Origin of the sequence: Micromonospora sp. NPDC001898, from assembly GCF_042891255.1 — a bacterium.
Lineage (GTDB): Bacteria > Actinomycetota > Actinomycetes > Mycobacteriales > Micromonosporaceae > Micromonospora.
In genome coordinates this window covers 597,697-611,568 of record NZ_JBIATC010000003.1, presented here as the reverse complement: position 1 = coordinate 611,568, position 13,872 = coordinate 597,697, and the positions used below count along the sequence as shown (strand labels likewise).

At 73.2% G+C, this 13,872-nt stretch carries 15 protein-coding genes; 7 read left to right on the top strand and 8 right to left on the bottom strand.

The annotated features are described in order from the left end of the window. Positions 1-4 precede the first annotated feature (4 nt). From ACFYZF_RS10605 to ACFYZF_RS10585, 5 genes are all read left to right on the top strand, one after another. Positions 5-253, top strand: a complete 249-nt coding sequence (locus ACFYZF_RS10605; protein ID WP_387018081.1) for a hypothetical protein — start codon at positions 5-7, stop codon at positions 251-253. Positions 254-472: 219 nt separating this feature from the next. After that, positions 473-802: a Sec-independent protein translocase subunit TatA gene (gene tatA / locus ACFYZF_RS10600; RefSeq protein ID WP_387018079.1), complete on the top strand. Its 330-nt coding sequence runs from the start codon at positions 473-475 to the stop codon at positions 800-802. Between the two features lie 17 nt (positions 803-819). Continuing rightward, positions 820-1,773 (top strand): twin-arginine translocase subunit TatC, encoded by a 954-nt coding sequence (gene tatC / locus ACFYZF_RS10595; RefSeq protein WP_387018077.1) that lies wholly within the window; start codon positions 820-822, stop codon positions 1,771-1,773. A 249-nt stretch (positions 1,774-2,022) separates the two neighbouring features. Then, positions 2,023-2,922 carry a DMT family transporter gene (locus ACFYZF_RS10590; protein WP_387018074.1) on the top strand — a complete coding sequence of 300 codons (900 nt, stop codon included), beginning with the start codon at positions 2,023-2,025 and terminating at the stop codon, positions 2,920-2,922. A 183-nt stretch (positions 2,923-3,105) separates the two neighbouring features. After that, positions 3,106-4,095 (top strand): malate dehydrogenase, encoded by a 990-nt coding sequence (locus ACFYZF_RS10585; RefSeq protein ID WP_387018071.1) that lies wholly within the window; start codon positions 3,106-3,108, stop codon positions 4,093-4,095. An 81-nt stretch (positions 4,096-4,176) separates the two neighbouring features. Here ACFYZF_RS10585 and ACFYZF_RS10580 read toward each other — a convergent pair whose 3' ends face one another. Further along, positions 4,177-5,526: a GH1 family beta-glucosidase gene (locus ACFYZF_RS10580; protein WP_387018068.1), complete on the bottom strand. Its 1,350-nt coding sequence runs from the start codon at positions 5,524-5,526 to the stop codon at positions 4,177-4,179. A 227-nt stretch (positions 5,527-5,753) separates the two neighbouring features. On the opposite strand from ACFYZF_RS10580, the gene ACFYZF_RS10575 reads away from it, so the two are divergent. Continuing rightward, positions 5,754-7,007 carry an ROK family protein gene (locus ACFYZF_RS10575; RefSeq protein ID WP_387018066.1) on the top strand — a complete coding sequence of 418 codons (1,254 nt, stop codon included), beginning with the start codon at positions 5,754-5,756 and terminating at the stop codon, positions 7,005-7,007. A 37-nt stretch (positions 7,008-7,044) separates the two neighbouring features. On the opposite strand, the gene ACFYZF_RS10570 is transcribed toward ACFYZF_RS10575, so the two are convergent. From ACFYZF_RS10570 to ACFYZF_RS10545, 6 genes are all read right to left on the bottom strand, one after another. Next, positions 7,045-7,935, bottom strand: a complete 891-nt coding sequence (locus ACFYZF_RS10570) for a sulfite exporter TauE/SafE family protein (protein ID WP_387018063.1) — start codon at positions 7,933-7,935, stop codon at positions 7,045-7,047. Beyond that, a complete protein-coding gene (locus ACFYZF_RS10565; RefSeq protein ID WP_387018060.1) occupies positions 7,932-8,534 on the bottom strand; it encodes a rhodanese-like domain-containing protein in 603 nt (200 codons plus the stop codon). Before ACFYZF_RS10565 ends, ACFYZF_RS10570 begins: the two co-directional genes overlap by 4 nt. Positions 8,535-8,656: 122 nt before the next feature. Continuing rightward, on the bottom strand, positions 8,657-10,057 hold the full coding sequence (locus tag ACFYZF_RS10560; protein WP_387018057.1) for a rhodanese-like domain-containing protein: 1,401 nt from the start codon (positions 10,055-10,057) through the stop codon (positions 8,657-8,659). A gap of 138 nt (positions 10,058-10,195) precedes the next feature. After that, the gene (locus tag ACFYZF_RS10555) at positions 10,196-10,465 is read right to left on the bottom strand and encodes a metal-sensitive transcriptional regulator (protein ID WP_091089764.1); all 270 of its coding nucleotides are present in this window, start codon (positions 10,463-10,465) and stop codon (positions 10,196-10,198) included. A gap of 228 nt (positions 10,466-10,693) precedes the next feature. Beyond that, positions 10,694-11,026: a cupin domain-containing protein gene (locus tag ACFYZF_RS10550; protein ID WP_387018055.1), complete on the bottom strand. Its 333-nt coding sequence runs from the start codon at positions 11,024-11,026 to the stop codon at positions 10,694-10,696. Positions 11,027-11,123: 97 nt separating this feature from the next. After that, positions 11,124-11,588, bottom strand: a complete 465-nt coding sequence (locus ACFYZF_RS10545) for a hypothetical protein (protein ID WP_387018052.1) — start codon at positions 11,586-11,588, stop codon at positions 11,124-11,126. Positions 11,589-11,890: 302 nt separating this feature from the next. On the opposite strand from ACFYZF_RS10545, the gene ACFYZF_RS10540 reads away from it, so the two are divergent. Then, a complete protein-coding gene (locus ACFYZF_RS10540; RefSeq protein WP_387018049.1) occupies positions 11,891-12,142 on the top strand; it encodes a peptidoglycan-binding domain-containing protein in 252 nt (83 codons plus the stop codon). A 188-nt stretch (positions 12,143-12,330) separates the two neighbouring features. Here ACFYZF_RS10540 and ACFYZF_RS10535 read toward each other — a convergent pair whose 3' ends face one another. After that, positions 12,331-13,509, bottom strand: a complete 1,179-nt coding sequence (locus ACFYZF_RS10535) for a peptidase M23 (RefSeq protein ID WP_387018046.1) — start codon at positions 13,507-13,509, stop codon at positions 12,331-12,333. Between the last annotated feature and the right edge of the window lie 363 nt (positions 13,510-13,872).

Genomic DNA, 13,872 nt, shown 5'->3' with positions numbered 1-13,872 from the left:
CGCCGTGGTGACGTGGATCGTGGTAACGGTGGTGCTGTTCGCGCTCGTGGTGCTGGCGTTGGCCGTGCGGCCGGTGGTGGCGCGGCTGCCCCGGCTGCGGCGGGCTGCGGTGGCGTTGCAGAGGCGCCAGGCCGAGGCGGAGGCTTTGCAGGTCAGCGCGGAGGCGCTCCAGGAGCGCGCGGAGGCCCTCCAGGGCCAGGTCACCGTCACCCAGCAGCGGGTCGCGGTGATCAAGGCCAAGCGCGGCCACTGATCGTTCGTGGTCGGTCCTGTGCGCGATCGCCGCGCGTTTGGGGCGATAGCGCGCAGAAACGGTCGGCCGCCGGTGGTTGACGGGACGAGCGGGGTTGGTCAAGACTTCACCGACCGGCCGTGACCACCAGCGGCCCGGCGGGTGGCAACGGGCCCTCACGCACGTACGATGGGCTCCGGTACACCCCTCAGAGACGACACAGAGCGACTGGAGCTTCCCATGGGTGCCCTCAAGCCGTGGCACATCGCCGTACTCGTGGTCGTGCTGATCCTGCTGTTCGGTGCGAAGCGGCTCCCGGACGCGGCCCGTTCGCTGGGCCGCTCGCTGCGGATCATCAAGGCCGAGACGAAGAGCCTGCACGACGACGACCGTGACCTGGCGGAGAAGGCCGACGCCCAGGCCGCCTACCAGCCGCTGCCGCCGCAGGCAGCCGGGCAGCAGCCGTACGCGCAGCAGCCCCATGTCCAGCCGCAGCAGCAGCCCTACGCCCCGCCGCAGGCACCGCAGCAGCCGGTCATCGACCCGGTGCAGCGCGTCCGCGACAACTGACCGAAGGGCCCACCACCGTGGCCTTCGCCCTGCGTAAACGTGGTCCGAGCACCTTCGAACGGGCCTCCGACGGCTCGATGACCCTCATCGAGCACGTCCGTGAGCTGCGCAACCGGCTGTTCCGGGCGTCCCTGGCCCTGCTCGTCGGCTTCGGCTTCGGCATCTGGCTGGCGGAGCCGGTGCGGAAGCTGCTGTCGAAGCCGTACTGCGACCTTCCGGCGTCGATCGACCCGGTCACGGGCAAGTGCAACTTCGTGCAGCTCGGCGTCGCCGACGTCTTCCTGCTCAACCTGAAGATCGGCCTCTGGGTCGGGTTGATCATCGCCGCCCCGGTCTGGCTCTACCAGCTGTGGGCGTTCATCGCCCCGGGCCTGCACCGGCACGAACGCCGGTACGCGTACATCTTCACGTCGCTCGCGGCGCCGCTGTTCGCCGCCGGCGCGGTGCTGGCCTTCTTCGTCACCACGAAGGGGCTGGAGTTCCTGCTCAACATCTCCGGCGACGACATCGCGACGACCCTCGAGGTGACCCGGTACATCTCGTTCGTCACCAACCTGATCCTGCTCTTCGGGGTGGCGTTCGAGTTCCCGCTCATCGTGCTGATGCTCAACTTCGTCGGGCTGGCCAGCGCGAAGCGGCTGCTCAGCTGGTGGCGGATCGCGGTCTTCGTGTTCTTCGCCTTCTCCGCCGTGGTCACCCCGACGCCGGACCCGTTCGGCATGACGGCCCTGGCCCTCTGCCTGACCGCGCTGTACTTCGGCGCGGTCGGCGTGGCGTTCCTCAACGACCGGCGGCGCGGGCGGGGCAAGGAGGTCTACGCCGGGATCGACGACGACGAGGTGTCGCCGTTGGAGCTCGACGACGATCCGGTCGCCCCCGGCCAGCGGGTCGAGGCCACCGACTCGATCGGCACGCCGGAACCGGTCGCCGCCCCGACGCCGATCGACCGCCGCTACGACGAGATGACCTGACGGGCGTACACCCGCCCGGACCCGCGACGACGGGCCGCTCCCCCCGGGAGCGGCCCGTCGTCGCGTCGTTGGGAATCGATTAGGGTGCGAAGCCATGAGGCCGATGACGATCCTGCCGCCGCCCGTCCGCTAGCGGGCGGCACCATCTGACGCACTCCGCACCGGACGGCCCACCCGCCCGGTCGATGGACGCCGCCCGCGTAGCCGCGGACCGTCTCTTTCCGGCTTCCATCACGGAGTTGTCCCCCCATGACCACACGTACCGTCGCGCCGTACCGGCGCGACCTCGTCCTCATCTCGTCCGCCGCCGTCGCCTGGGGCGCGGGCGGCGCCGCGGCGGCGGTGCTGTTCCGGACCAGCGGGCTGGGCCCGCTGGCCGTGTCCTTCTGGCGGGTCACCGTCGCCGCGCTCGTGCTCGCCCTGGCCTGCGCCTGCCGCCCGGGCACAGCCCGGTCCACCACGCCCCGGCGGACGGCGGTGGTGCTCGGGGTCGGCATGGCCGGCTACCAGGGCGCGTACTTCGCCGCCGTGGACCACGCCGGGCTGGCGCTCGGCACTCTGGTCACGCTCGGGGCCGGGCCGGTGTTCGTCACCGTCGGCGCCCGGGTGCTGCTCGGTGAGCGGCCCGGCCGGCGCGGCGTGCTCGTGATCGTCGTCGCCCTCGCCGGGCTGGCCCTGCTCGTCGGTGGGCCGGTGAACACCGGGCCGGGGCAGGCGTGGGGCGTCGGCGCGGCGCTGCTGTCCGCGCTCGGCTACAGCGGGGTCACCGTGTACACCAGGGCCGTCGGCGGTGGGCAGGCCGACGCCGTCTCGTTCGCCGCCGGCCTGCTGGTCCTGTTGCCGCTCGCCCTGGCCGAGGGCGTCTGGCCGCGTACCGGCGCGGCGCTGCCGGTGCTCGGCTGGCTGGTGTTCCTCGGCGTGGTGCCCACCCTGCTGGCGTACCGGTGGTACTTCGCCGGCCTGGCCACCGTCCCGGCCGGGACCGCCGCGGTGGTCGTGCTGCTGGAGCCGCTGGCCGCCGCCGTGCTGGCGGTCGCGCTGCTCGGTGAGCGGCTCACGGTGAACCTGGTCGTCGGCTCGGCCGTGCTGCTCACCGCCGTGGCGCTGCTGCCGCGCCAGAGCGGCCTGCCGGTGGCGGCCGACCGCTGACCGTCGTGGGCGTCCGCGCCGGGCCACGGCGCGGGCGCCCGCCCGGCGCGTCCTGTTCGGAACCGGTCGGTGGGGAGGTGACCGGGGCCACCAGGCGCTGCTAGGCCCGCGTTTCGGGACTCGCGATATGGTGACTGCGCCCCCTGATCGGCACCGATCGCCCCTTCGGCAGGAGAAGCTTTGATGGCAGAGACGCCCGTTACCGTTACCGTCACCGGCGCAGCCGGACAGATCGGCTACGCGCTGCTGTTCCGGATCGCGTCCGGGCAACTGCTCGGTGGCGGGAGGCGGGTGAAGCTCCGGCTGCTGGAGATCCCGGCCGCGGTGCGCGCGGCCGAGGGCACCGCCCTGGAGCTGGACGACTGCGCGTTCCCGCTGCTGGCCGGCGTGGACGTCTTCGACGACCCGAAGCGGGCGTTCGAGGGGGCCAACGTGGCGCTGCTCGTCGGCGCGCGGCCCCGTACCAAGGGGATGGAGCGCGGGGACCTGCTGGCGGCCAACGGCGGCATCTTCAAGCCCCAGGGTGAGGCGATCAACGCCGGCGCCGCACCGGACATCAAGGTGCTCGTGGTGGGCAACCCGGCCAACACCAACGCCCTCATCGCCCAGGCGCACGCCCCCGACGTGCCCGCGGACCGCTTCACCGCGATGACCCGGCTGGACCACAACCGGGCGATCGCGCAGCTCGCGCGGAAGCTTCAGGTCACCGTCGGGCAGGTGAAGAAGCTGACGATCTGGGGCAACCACTCGGCGACCCAGTACCCGGACGTCTTCCACGCCGAGGTCGACGGCCGCCCGGTGGCCGAGCTGATCGACGACCGGTCCTGGCTGGCCGACGAGTTCATCCCCCGCGTCGCCAAGCGCGGTGCCGAGATCATCGAGGTACGGGGGGCGTCGTCGGCCGCGTCGGCCGCGTCCGCCGCGATCGACCACGTGCACGACTGGATCAACGGCACGCCGGAGGGCGACTGGACCTCGGCCGCGATCGTCTCCGACGGCTCCTACGGGGTGCCGGCGGGCCTGATCTCGTCGTTCCCGGTGGTCGCCCGCGACGGCCGGTTCGAGATCGTGCAGGGCCTGGACGTCGACGAGTTCTCCCGGCAGCGCATCGACGCGTCCGTGGCCGAGCTCCAGGAGGAGCGCACGGCCGTGCAGGGGCTCGGCCTGCTCTGACCCCGACGGTGTGCCGATCGTGACGGTGGCCCGCGGAGCGATGTGCTCCGCGGGCCACCGTTGTCCCGGCCGGCTCGGCGGTCAGGCCAGCACGCTGCGGTGGGCGCGGATCAGGTCGGCGTACCGGCGGCCGCTGGCCTTGACGGTGCGCCGCTGGGTGGCGTAGTCGACGTGGACCAGGCCGAACCGCTTGTCGTAGCCGTACGCCCACTCGAAGTTGTCCAGCAGCGACCAGGCGAAGTAGCCGGCCACGTCCACGCCCCGCCGGGCCGCCGCGGCGCACGCCGCGAGGTGCTCCTCCAGGTAGCGGGTGCGCTCCGGGTCGTCGACCGTGCCGTCCGGGTTCACCCGGTCCGGCCAGGCGGAGCCGCTCTCGGTGACGTGCACCGGGCCGGCGCCGTACTCCTCGGCGAGACGCACCAGCAACTGCTCCAGGCCCGCCGCGTGGGTCTCCCAGCCCATCGCCGTCTCGACCGCCCCGGGCACCGGCACCTGGCGGGCGTACGGCGGGGGACCGTCGGGGTCTGCGACGACCCGCTGCCGGAAGTAGTAGTTGAGCCCGAAGAACTCCAGCGGGGTGGCGATCGTCTCCAGGTCGCCGGGGCGGACCGGCGGCGCGGTGCGGTACACCTCCAGCATGTCGGCGGGGTAACCGCGGCCGAAGAGCGGGTCCAGCCACCACCGGTTGACGTGCCCGTCGGCGCGGGCGGCGGCGGCGACGTCCTCGGGGCGGTCGCTGGCCGGTTCGATCGGGCTGAGGTTGCACACCACGCCGACGGAGGCGGGCTCGGTGGCGTTCGCGCGGATCGCCGCGGTTGCCAGGCCGTGTCCGAGCAGCAAATGGTGGGCGGCGGGGACGGCCAGCGCCAGGTCGGCGTCGCCGGGGGCCATCCGGCCCTCCAGGTGGCCGATCCAGGCCGAGCAGAGCGGCTCGTTGATCGTCGTCCAGTCGCGGACCCGGTCACCGAGCGCGCCGGCCACCACGGCCGCGTAGTCGGCCAGGGCGTACGCGGTGTCCCGGGCCGGCCAGCCGCCCCGGTCCTGCAGGGCCTGCGGCAGGTCCCAGTGGTAGAGCGTGACGAACGGCCGGATGCCGGCCTCCAGCAGGGCGTCGACCAGTTGGTCGTAGAAGGCCAGCCCGGCCTGGTTGACCCGGCCGGTGCCCTCGGGCAGCACCCGGGGCCAGGCCACCGAGAACCGGTAGGCGTCGACGCCGAGCCCGCGCATGAGGGCGACGTCCTCGGGCCAGCGCCGGTAGTGGTCGCAGGCGACGTCGCCGGTGTCGCCGTTGTCGATCGCGCCGGGCACTTGGCAGAAGGTGTCCCAGATGGAGGGTGCGCGGCCGTCGGCGTCGACGGCGCCCTCGATCTGGTACGCGGAGGTCGCCACGCCCCAGCGGAAGTGGGCGGGCAGGGCGGTCAGGTCGGCCACGGGCGTGCTCCTTGGGTTCCGGTTGGGGTGGCGCGGGACGGCAGGAGGGGGTGGGACGGGGTGGTCGCGGCGGCGGCGCGCCTCGGGCGGGGCGCCGGCCGGGCAGAGCCGGCGCGCCGGCCGGTCCGCCGCATACTTCAAACCTTAGTTCATGGCGTTAATCGTAGCGCTGATGCATGCTGGTGGGGGTGCCGGTCGTTGGGCGCCCCAGGGGGAGGACCGGACCGATGGACGCCAGACGCACCACCGTGCGCGACATGCGTCGCGCCAATCGCGCGGTGCTGCTCACCCGGATCTGGCTGGACGGCCCGCTGAGTCGGCACGAGCTGGGGCAGGCCACCGCGCTGAGCCTGGCCAGCGTGAGCAACCTGGTCGGCGAGGTGATCGACGAGGGACTGGTCGAGGAGGCCGGCTCGGTCGAGTCCGACGGCGGCCGTCCCCGGGTGCTGCTACGGGTGACCCCCAGCTACGGCTACCTGGTCGGCGCGGACGTCGGGGAGACCCGGATCCAGGTCGAGCTGTTCGACCTGACGATGACCGCGCTGGCCAAGGCGGAGTACCCGATCGCCGCCGCCGAGCCCGACCCCGGCGCGGTGGTGGCCCACCTGCTGCACGGGCTGACCGCCGTGACCGAGCAGGCCGGCGTCGACCCCGCCGCGGTGCTCGGGCTCGGGGTGGCGGTCTCCGGGACGGTGGAGCGCACCGCCGACGCCGTCGTGCACGCCCAGACGCTCGGCTGGGAGGGCGTGCCGCTGGGCGCCATGCTCCGCGCCGGCACCGACATCCCGGTGCACGTCGACAACGGGGCGAAGACGCTCGGCCAGGCCGAAATGTGGTTCGGTGCCGGCCGGGGCACCCGGCACGCCGTCGTCGCACTGGTCGGCTCCGGGGTGGGCGCCGCCGTGATCACCGACGGGGTGAGCTACCGGGGCGCGCACAGCAGCGCCGGCGAGTGGGGGCACACCACCATCGCGTACGGCGGTCGCCAGTGCCGCTGCGGCAACCTGGGCTGCCTGGAGGCGTACGTCGGGGCGGAGGGCATCCTCGACCGCTACCGGCAGGCCAACCGGGGCCGACCGGCGACCGGCGGCGACGAGGAGAGCGCGCTGGGCGAGCTGCTGCGCTCCTCGACGAATACCGCCGAGGCGGTGCTCGACGAGACCGTGGGCTACCTCGGCGCCGGGGTGGCGACCCTGATCAACCTGTTCAACCCCGAGCGGGTGGTGCTCGGCGGGTGGGCCGGGCTGGCCCTCGGCGAGCGGTTCCTGCCCCGGATCCGGGAGGCCACCGCACGGCACGCGCTGCGCCAGCCGTACGCCCAGGCCTCGATCGAGCTGTGCCAGCTCGGGCCCGACGCGGTCGCGATGGGCGCGGCCACCCTGCCGATGGCCCGGCTGCTGCGCGACGGCGGCGTGCCCCGCTCGGCCGCCGTCCGCCCCGAGGCGTCCACGCGCCCGGCCCGCCGGCCGCGCGCCCGCTGACCCCGGGCGATCGGCCGCCGGGCACGCTGCCTGCGCGTCACAGCCGTCCGGCCGCCACGACCTCGCGGACGGCGTGCCGGCCCCGCCGTCGGTTCTGCCGGACGGTGACGCCGACCGTCACCACGGCGGCCAGGCCGAGCGCGATCCACAGCAGCGGGTTGGTCCGCACCGAGTCGGGAAGCTGCTGGGTGAGGACGAAGACGCCCATCACCACGACGAACCAGCCGAACGCCTTGCGCAGCACGTCCTCGGGTATCCGGCCGGCGACCCGGCCGCCGAGCAGGCTGCCGGCGACGGCCGCGGCGGTCACCGCGGCGGCCAGGCCCCAGTTGATGCTGACGCTGGACAGGTAGCCGGCCAGGCCGGCGAAGGACTTCATCGCGATGACGACCAGCGAGGTGCCCACGGCGACTGGCATCGGCAGGCCGCCGAGCAGGGCGAGGGCGGGGACCACCAGGAAGCCGCCGCCGGCGCCGACCAGACCGGTGACCAGGCCGACCACGACACCGTCGAGGACGACCCGCCCGACGGGAAGCTCGTGCGGCACGGGCCGACGCGCGGCACCGCGCCGGCCGCGGATCATCGCGCCGGCGGTGGCGAGCATCATCAGGGCGAACCCGGTGAGCAGCACCCCGGCCGGGATGAACGCGGCCAGGCGACCGCCGGCGTACGCGCCGGTCATGCCGGCCATGCCGAAGATCAGCCCGGTGCGCCACCGGATGCGTCCGGCCCGCGCGTGCGGCAGCACGCCGACCGCGCTGGTGACCCCGACGACGAGCAGCGAGGTGGCGATGGCCTCCTTTGCCGGCAGACCGGCGACGTAGACCAGCAGCGGCACGGCGAGGATCGAGCCGCCACCGCCGAGCAGGCCGAGGCTGACCCCGATCAGCACGGCCAGCCCGACGGTCAGCGCGAGGCCGCCGGTCATGCCCGCCGCCCGGTGGTCGACCCCCCACGGAGCTGGCCGACGATGGTGTCCAGGTCGCAGCTGGCGCCCCGGTTGTAGGGGAGCTTGCCGAGCAGCATGCCCATCGCACAGGTGTTGGTCACCGCGGCGAAGGTGAGGCCGGCGCCGATGAAACCGGCGACCCACTTCAGCTGCGGCACGAACACCGAGCCGAGGACGCTGGCCAGGACGATGGACCCGGCGACCAGGCGGACCTGGCGCTCCAGGTCCCACCGGGGCCTGCCGTGGGCGATCGGCGCGTGGGTGGCCTGCCAGGCCATGATGCCGCCGTCGAGGACCTTCAGGTTGGGCAGGCCGGCCCCGGCGAGGGCCTGCTCGGCCTGGGCGGCGCGGGCCCCGGAGCGGCAGATCAGCACGACGTCCTCGTCGAGGTGACGGCGTAGCTCCTCGCGGTGCTCCTTGAGCAGGTCCAGCGGCACGTTGTAGGAACCGGGGATGTGCGAGGTCTCGAACTCGCCGGGCGTGCGCACGTCGAGCAGCCGGGGCGTCCGCCCGGCGGCGATCAGCTCACGCAGGGTGGCCGCGTCGAGTGTCGAGGGGGTGGCCGGGGTCGTGGTCATGTTTCTTCCTCCGTCGAAAGTCGCTTCGGTACGAGCCGCGGGCCGCTGGTAGGGCCTGCGTGGTCATGGGGGCGCTCTCGTGCCGGGCCGGCATCGGCCGGCCCGCCACGAGGCGGCGATCATCAGGCGGTGGCGGCCATCCGGACGCCGGCCTGCTCGGCGTGGCCGAACATGTCGTCGATCAGGACGACCTCGCGGCCGGCGTTGGCCAGCAGCGACGCGGCGGCGGTGGCCCGGTAGCCGGAGCCGCAGTGCACCCAAACGGTGCCGGCCGGCACGTCGCCGAGCCGCTCGGGCAGGTCGGGCAGCGGCACGTGCACCGCGCCGTCGACGTGGCCGGACTTCCACTCGTTGGTCATCCGCACGTCGAGCACGACCTGCGGGGCGGGCAGACCCTCGGGGGTGTTCCCGGCCTGCGCGGACGCGAGGGCGGGGAAGTCGGCGACGGTCAGCTGCCGCAGGTCGGCCGGGCCGGTCGCCCACTGATCGGGGGTTCCGGTGGACTGGGCGGCCGGGCGGTCGATGCCGATGCGGACCAGTTCCCGCTGGGCGTCGGCGACCTGCTCCGGCGTCTCCGCCAGGAGGGTGATCGGCGCTCCCCAGGCGATCAGCCAGCCGAGCCACGTCGACATGGGCCCGTCGAGGCCGAGGCCGACCGTGCCGGCGAGGTGCGAGCCCGCGTACGCCTTGCGGTGGCGCAGGTCGACCACCCACTCCCCGGCGGCGATCCGCTCCCGCAACTGCGTGGCGTCGGCCCGGGTGACCGGGCTGAGGTCGACCGGGGCGGGCCCGGCGGCGTTGGCCACTCCCATGTGGGCGTAGTACGCGGGGTAGGCGTCCAGCCCCGCGAGGGTCTCGGTGACGAACTGGTCGGCGGCCAGCCGCAGCGCCGGGTTGGCCTGCTTCTCCCGGCCGATGGTCGACTCCGGGGCGTCGGCCTGGCTGGCCGAGCAGAAGCTGCCGAAGCCGTGGGTGGGCCACACCTGGGCGCCGTCGGGAAGCAGGTCGGCCAGCTTCCGCGCCGAGTCGTGCTGGTGGTGGGCCAGGGTGTGGGCGTGCTGCTGACCGAGCAGGTCGGTACGCCCGGTCGTGCCGAACAGCAGCGACCCACCGGTGAACACCCCCACCGGGGACCAGCCGCCGTCGCCGGCCTCGTCCAGCACGTACGACAGATGGTGGAAGGTGTGCCCGGGAGTGCCGACCACCCGCAGCCGCAGCAGGTCGGACACGGCCACCTCGTCGCCGTCGGTGACCGGCATCCGGTCGAAGCCCATCTCGTCGGCGGCGGAGACCAGGTACTCCGCGCCGGTCAGCCGGGCCAGTTGCAGGCCACCGGAGACGTAGTCGTTGTGGATGTGCGTCTCCACCACGTGGGTGATCCGCACACCCTTCTCACCCGCGAGATACACGATCCGGTCGATGTCCCGCTGCGGGTCCACCACCACCGCCACCCGGCCGTCCGTCGCCAGGTAGCTGCGGTCCCCCAGGGACGAGGTCGCGATGACCGACACCTGCACCGTCATCCGTCTACTCCTTTCGCCACCCTACATACCCCCGGGGGTATGTAGGGGACAGTCGTCACCCTTGGCCGAACTCGAACATGCGCTTACCCGCCCCGGCTGGGAACACGCCGCCGGGGCGCCGGCGTCAGCCCCGGCGGATCACGCCAGGGCCAGGAACAGCTTCTCCAGCTCCTCCTCGGTCATCTCCGGCTGCTCGCCGCGATCGCGGGCACCGGAGCAGTGCCGCATGCCGGAGGCGATGATCTTGTAACCCGCCCGGTCGATCGCCTTCGACACCGCGGCGAGCTGGGTCAGCGCCTCACGGCAGTCCTGACCGCTCTCCATCATCTCGATGACCGCGTTGAGCTGTCCTCGCGCTCGCTTCAGGCGGGTCAGCGCCTCGCCGGTCATCTCGGGACGCAATTTCATCTCAACCACCTCCGCTCCTACCGTACACCTACCCCGGGGGGTATCCGGTCGGCCTCGGTCTCGACCCTTGCCGAAGGCGAGGCCCGGGTGCTTCTGGCCGGCCCGACCGCCACAACATACCCCCCCGGGGTATCCATTCCCGCCAGCGAAGCCCCGGTTGGATGGCCGGCAGCCACCGGCGGCGGGGCGTCGGCCCGGCCTGCCGGTGGTCTGTCCGGCACCATCGGATCAGGGCAACTTGGCAACGGTCAGCAGGATCGCCGAATCCTCCAACGCCTCGAGACTGTGCCGTGCGTCGGGCACGATGAGCAGGTCTCCGGTGCGCGCCTCCCACGACTGCTCACCAGCGATCATGCGGACCCGGCCGTGGAGCACCTGCACCGTGGCCTCGCCCGGGTTCTCGTGCTCGGCGAGGCGTGCGCCCCCGCTCATGCCGATGACCGTCTGGCGTAGCACCTTCTCATGGCCGCCGTAGACGGTATCGGCGGTGTGCCGGCCACCGGCGTCGGCTGCGCGATCGACCTGTTGGCGGGCGAGGGCTGCGAGCGAGATCTTCTGCATGCCGTCATTGTCCCAGTCCGACCGTTGTCGCCGCCGTTCGGCCTGGACGCAGCGCGTCCGTCCTGGCCTGTCGTTGGCCGCTCCCGCGGCGGGACAGTCAGGCGCGGCGTACGTCCATGACCATCACCGGATACGGCCCGGCGGGCATCTCGGCCGTGGCTTGGTCGGCGGGGATCAGATTGTCCATCCGCATTCGCAGGGCCTCGGTGTCGGTGGCGTCGAACACGATCCCCCAGCCCCAACCGCCGCCGTAGTCGCCCTTGATCGCGAACGTCCCGCCTGCTCCCGGTCCTCCGGACAACGACATCGGCGCTGGCTTCTGATGCCAGGAATCGCCCCATACGGCTACGAGCGAGCCGTCCTCGCCGGCAGGGCCGATGACGAGCAGGCCGTCCTGGGGTCCGTCGTCCGGGTGTTCCCAGGAGTAGGTGACCGAGGTCAGGTGACCGCCGGCGGCCATCGTCACGGTCCCGGCGGCGGGCAACACGGCTAGAGGGTGACTGGGCATGAGCCGGAACCCGTTGGTGCCGACCCAGGACCCGGCGAAGTCGGAGAGGATCATTCGTCAACCGTAGGCACCCAGGGCGGCGGTCTCAACGAGTACGTCGGCCGGATCGGCTGTCCGGGATGGTCGGACGAAGACTCGGACGAGCCGCTTTGAGCTGCCCGGACACCGCGTCGTCCGACCACATCAACGACGCGGAGAGATCTGATGGATCACGCTGCCCGGGACCCGGTGCCACAGGCCGCCACGGCGGGGGAGTACGTCGTACTGCTCGGAAGGGTGCGACGGCGTTCCGGCCTGACCTACCGGCGACCGATGGCTGCCCGCTTGTCCTGCGGCAGGGCATGTACGGCCCCTTCGTGCTGGATCTCCAGGAGCGGCTGGTGGCCTGCGGGCTGCGCGTACCGGTGGACGGCTGGTTCGGCCCGGATACCGCCGGCCGGGTGATGGCCTTCCAGGTGCTGGCTGGCCTGCCGGTCAGCGGCATGGAGTTGTCCCGGCTCGGCGTCGACCGGCGGACCGCGCTGGACCCGGACTGGAGCACCAAGGCCGCGCGGGATGTCTGGTCGCGTACCGGCGACCTCGGTCACTGGCGCTGCGCACCGTCGTAGTGAAACACGCCTTCCCCTGCCCGGTTACGGACCGGGCAGGGCGCCTTCTCGCACCGGCGGACGACTCCCGGTCGCAGCCGGTTGCCCGAGAACCGCGACTGTCCGTCCACCCCCGTCTGCCCTACCGGGAGGTTCTGACCGGCATGCCGTGCCCGGCGCGGCGGCGAACCCCCGCGCCGGGCAGGCGATCAGCACCAGCCGTTGATCGTGGTGTTCACCCCGGTCCAGAGGTACGCGTCGGAGACCCAGCTACCGTCGCTGAGCCGGTTCCAGAGCGACGTGGTGCCGTACCGCCCGGCGTGTGAGGTTCCGTTCGCGGAGCAGGAGATGGTGACGGTGGCCCCGTCGCCGACCGATCCGAGCGCGGCGTAGCCGGTGCCGGGCCCGGCACGCCGGGTGAGGCTCCCGCCGCCGTTGGCGTCGACCACTCCCTGGTTGAAGCCGAGCGCGCCGTAGTTGTAGACGGCGCTGCCGGCCCCGGCCCAGGCCGATCCGTGCCGCGCGCCACCCTGGTAGGCCGCGGCGCCGTTCTCGAACGCCCACTTGCCGATGCCGTGACCGGCGATGGGGACGTACGCGCTGTTCTGCCGCAGCCCGAAGTGGACATGCCGGCCGTAGGCGGCCCCACCGCAGGTGACGTCGGTGCCGGTGTAGCCCAGGTAGGCGCCCGCGCCGACCGCCGCCCCGTTGACCGAGATGCTGCTCCACAGGTGATAGTAGTCGGTCGAGTAGCCCCGGTCGTGGATCACCCGGATCCAGCCCTGGCACATCGTGTACGCCGTGCCGCCCCGGGCGGCGCGGACGACCTGGTCGCCGCCGGCGAGGTCCACGGAACTGTACGGCGACTCACTGCCGCCCCAGCCGTGCGGGCCGCTGGTGAGCGTCCAGGTCTGGCCGACCGCGAACGGCAGGGCCATCCCGGTCCGGTAGTCGCCGCCGGCGTACGTGGGGGCCGGCGTGGTCTTGAAGACCTGCCGCTCCCGCTCCGACACGAGGGGTGACTCGCCGGCCAGTTCGCTGAAGTCGGCCTCGCCGTCGAACGCGACCCGCCAGCGTCCGCCGTCGGCCCGCGCGATGAACACCGAGCCGGTCGGGTGGGCGTCCTCCTTGCGGGGGGCGACCGCGACGGCGGTGCCGAACGCCCACCGCCCGTCCTGCCGGCTGATCGTGACGCGGGTTTCCGGTGTCGCGACATCTCCCGTGCTGGAACGCTCGGCCTGACCGAGCAGCTTGTTGGTCACGGCCTCGGTGACGGTCGGGGGCACCGGCTTCGGCGCCGCCCCGGCGCTCACCGGGTCACCGCCGATCAGGATCCCCGCCGCCAACAGAGCCATCGGAACGCCGGCCCACCGCCGCAACTGTCCCATCGACACACTCCTCAATAGATCGGTCTCTATGTGCGATGCGGTGACGATAAGCGGCGGCAAGAATATTGTCTACGTCCTGGCACCACCGCCGCGAAATTTTCCTTCGATGATGGGTCGGGCCGATGGCTGCGGTCGACGTCGAGCCCGCCCGCGCCCGGCACGATGAGCGATCTGCCGGCGGTCGACGCGGAGGGCGGACGGGCGATGAACGGTGATCGACTCGGGCACGTGCTCGCCGGACCGCCCACCCCGGTCGGGGGGGGGGGGGGGGGGGGGGGGGGGGGGGCGGGGGGGGGGGGGGGGGCCGGCGCCCCCCCCCCCCGCGGGGGGGGGGGGGGGCGCGCGCCCCGGGGGGGCCCCGGG

Coding starts and splice junctions, on each gene's coding strand:
- tatA (WP_387018079.1), top strand. CDS start 473: ATGGGTGCCCTCAAGCCGTGGCACATCGCCGTACTCGTGGTCGTGCTG.
- ACFYZF_RS10590 (WP_387018074.1), top strand. CDS start 2,023: ATGACCACACGTACCGTCGCGCCGTACCGGCGCGACCTCGTCCTCATC.
- ACFYZF_RS10585 (WP_387018071.1), top strand. CDS start 3,106: ATGGCAGAGACGCCCGTTACCGTTACCGTCACCGGCGCAGCCGGACAG.
- ACFYZF_RS10575 (WP_387018066.1), top strand. CDS start 5,754: ATGGACGCCAGACGCACCACCGTGCGCGACATGCGTCGCGCCAATCGC.
- ACFYZF_RS10570 (WP_387018063.1), bottom strand. CDS start 7,935: ATGACCGGCGGCCTCGCGCTGACCGTCGGGCTGGCCGTGCTGATCGGG.
- ACFYZF_RS10565 (WP_387018060.1), bottom strand. CDS start 8,534: ATGACCACGACCCCGGCCACCCCCTCGACACTCGACGCGGCCACCCTG.
- ACFYZF_RS10560 (WP_387018057.1), bottom strand. CDS start 10,057: ATGACGGTGCAGGTGTCGGTCATCGCGACCTCGTCCCTGGGGGACCGC.
- ACFYZF_RS10555 (WP_091089764.1), bottom strand. CDS start 10,465: ATGAAATTGCGTCCCGAGATGACCGGCGAGGCGCTGACCCGCCTGAAG.
- ACFYZF_RS10550 (WP_387018055.1), bottom strand. CDS start 11,026: ATGCAGAAGATCTCGCTCGCAGCCCTCGCCCGCCAACAGGTCGATCGC.
- ACFYZF_RS10545 (WP_387018052.1), bottom strand. CDS start 11,588: ATGATCCTCTCCGACTTCGCCGGGTCCTGGGTCGGCACCAACGGGTTC.
- ACFYZF_RS10535 (WP_387018046.1), bottom strand. CDS start 13,509: ATGGGACAGTTGCGGCGGTGGGCCGGCGTTCCGATGGCTCTGTTGGCG.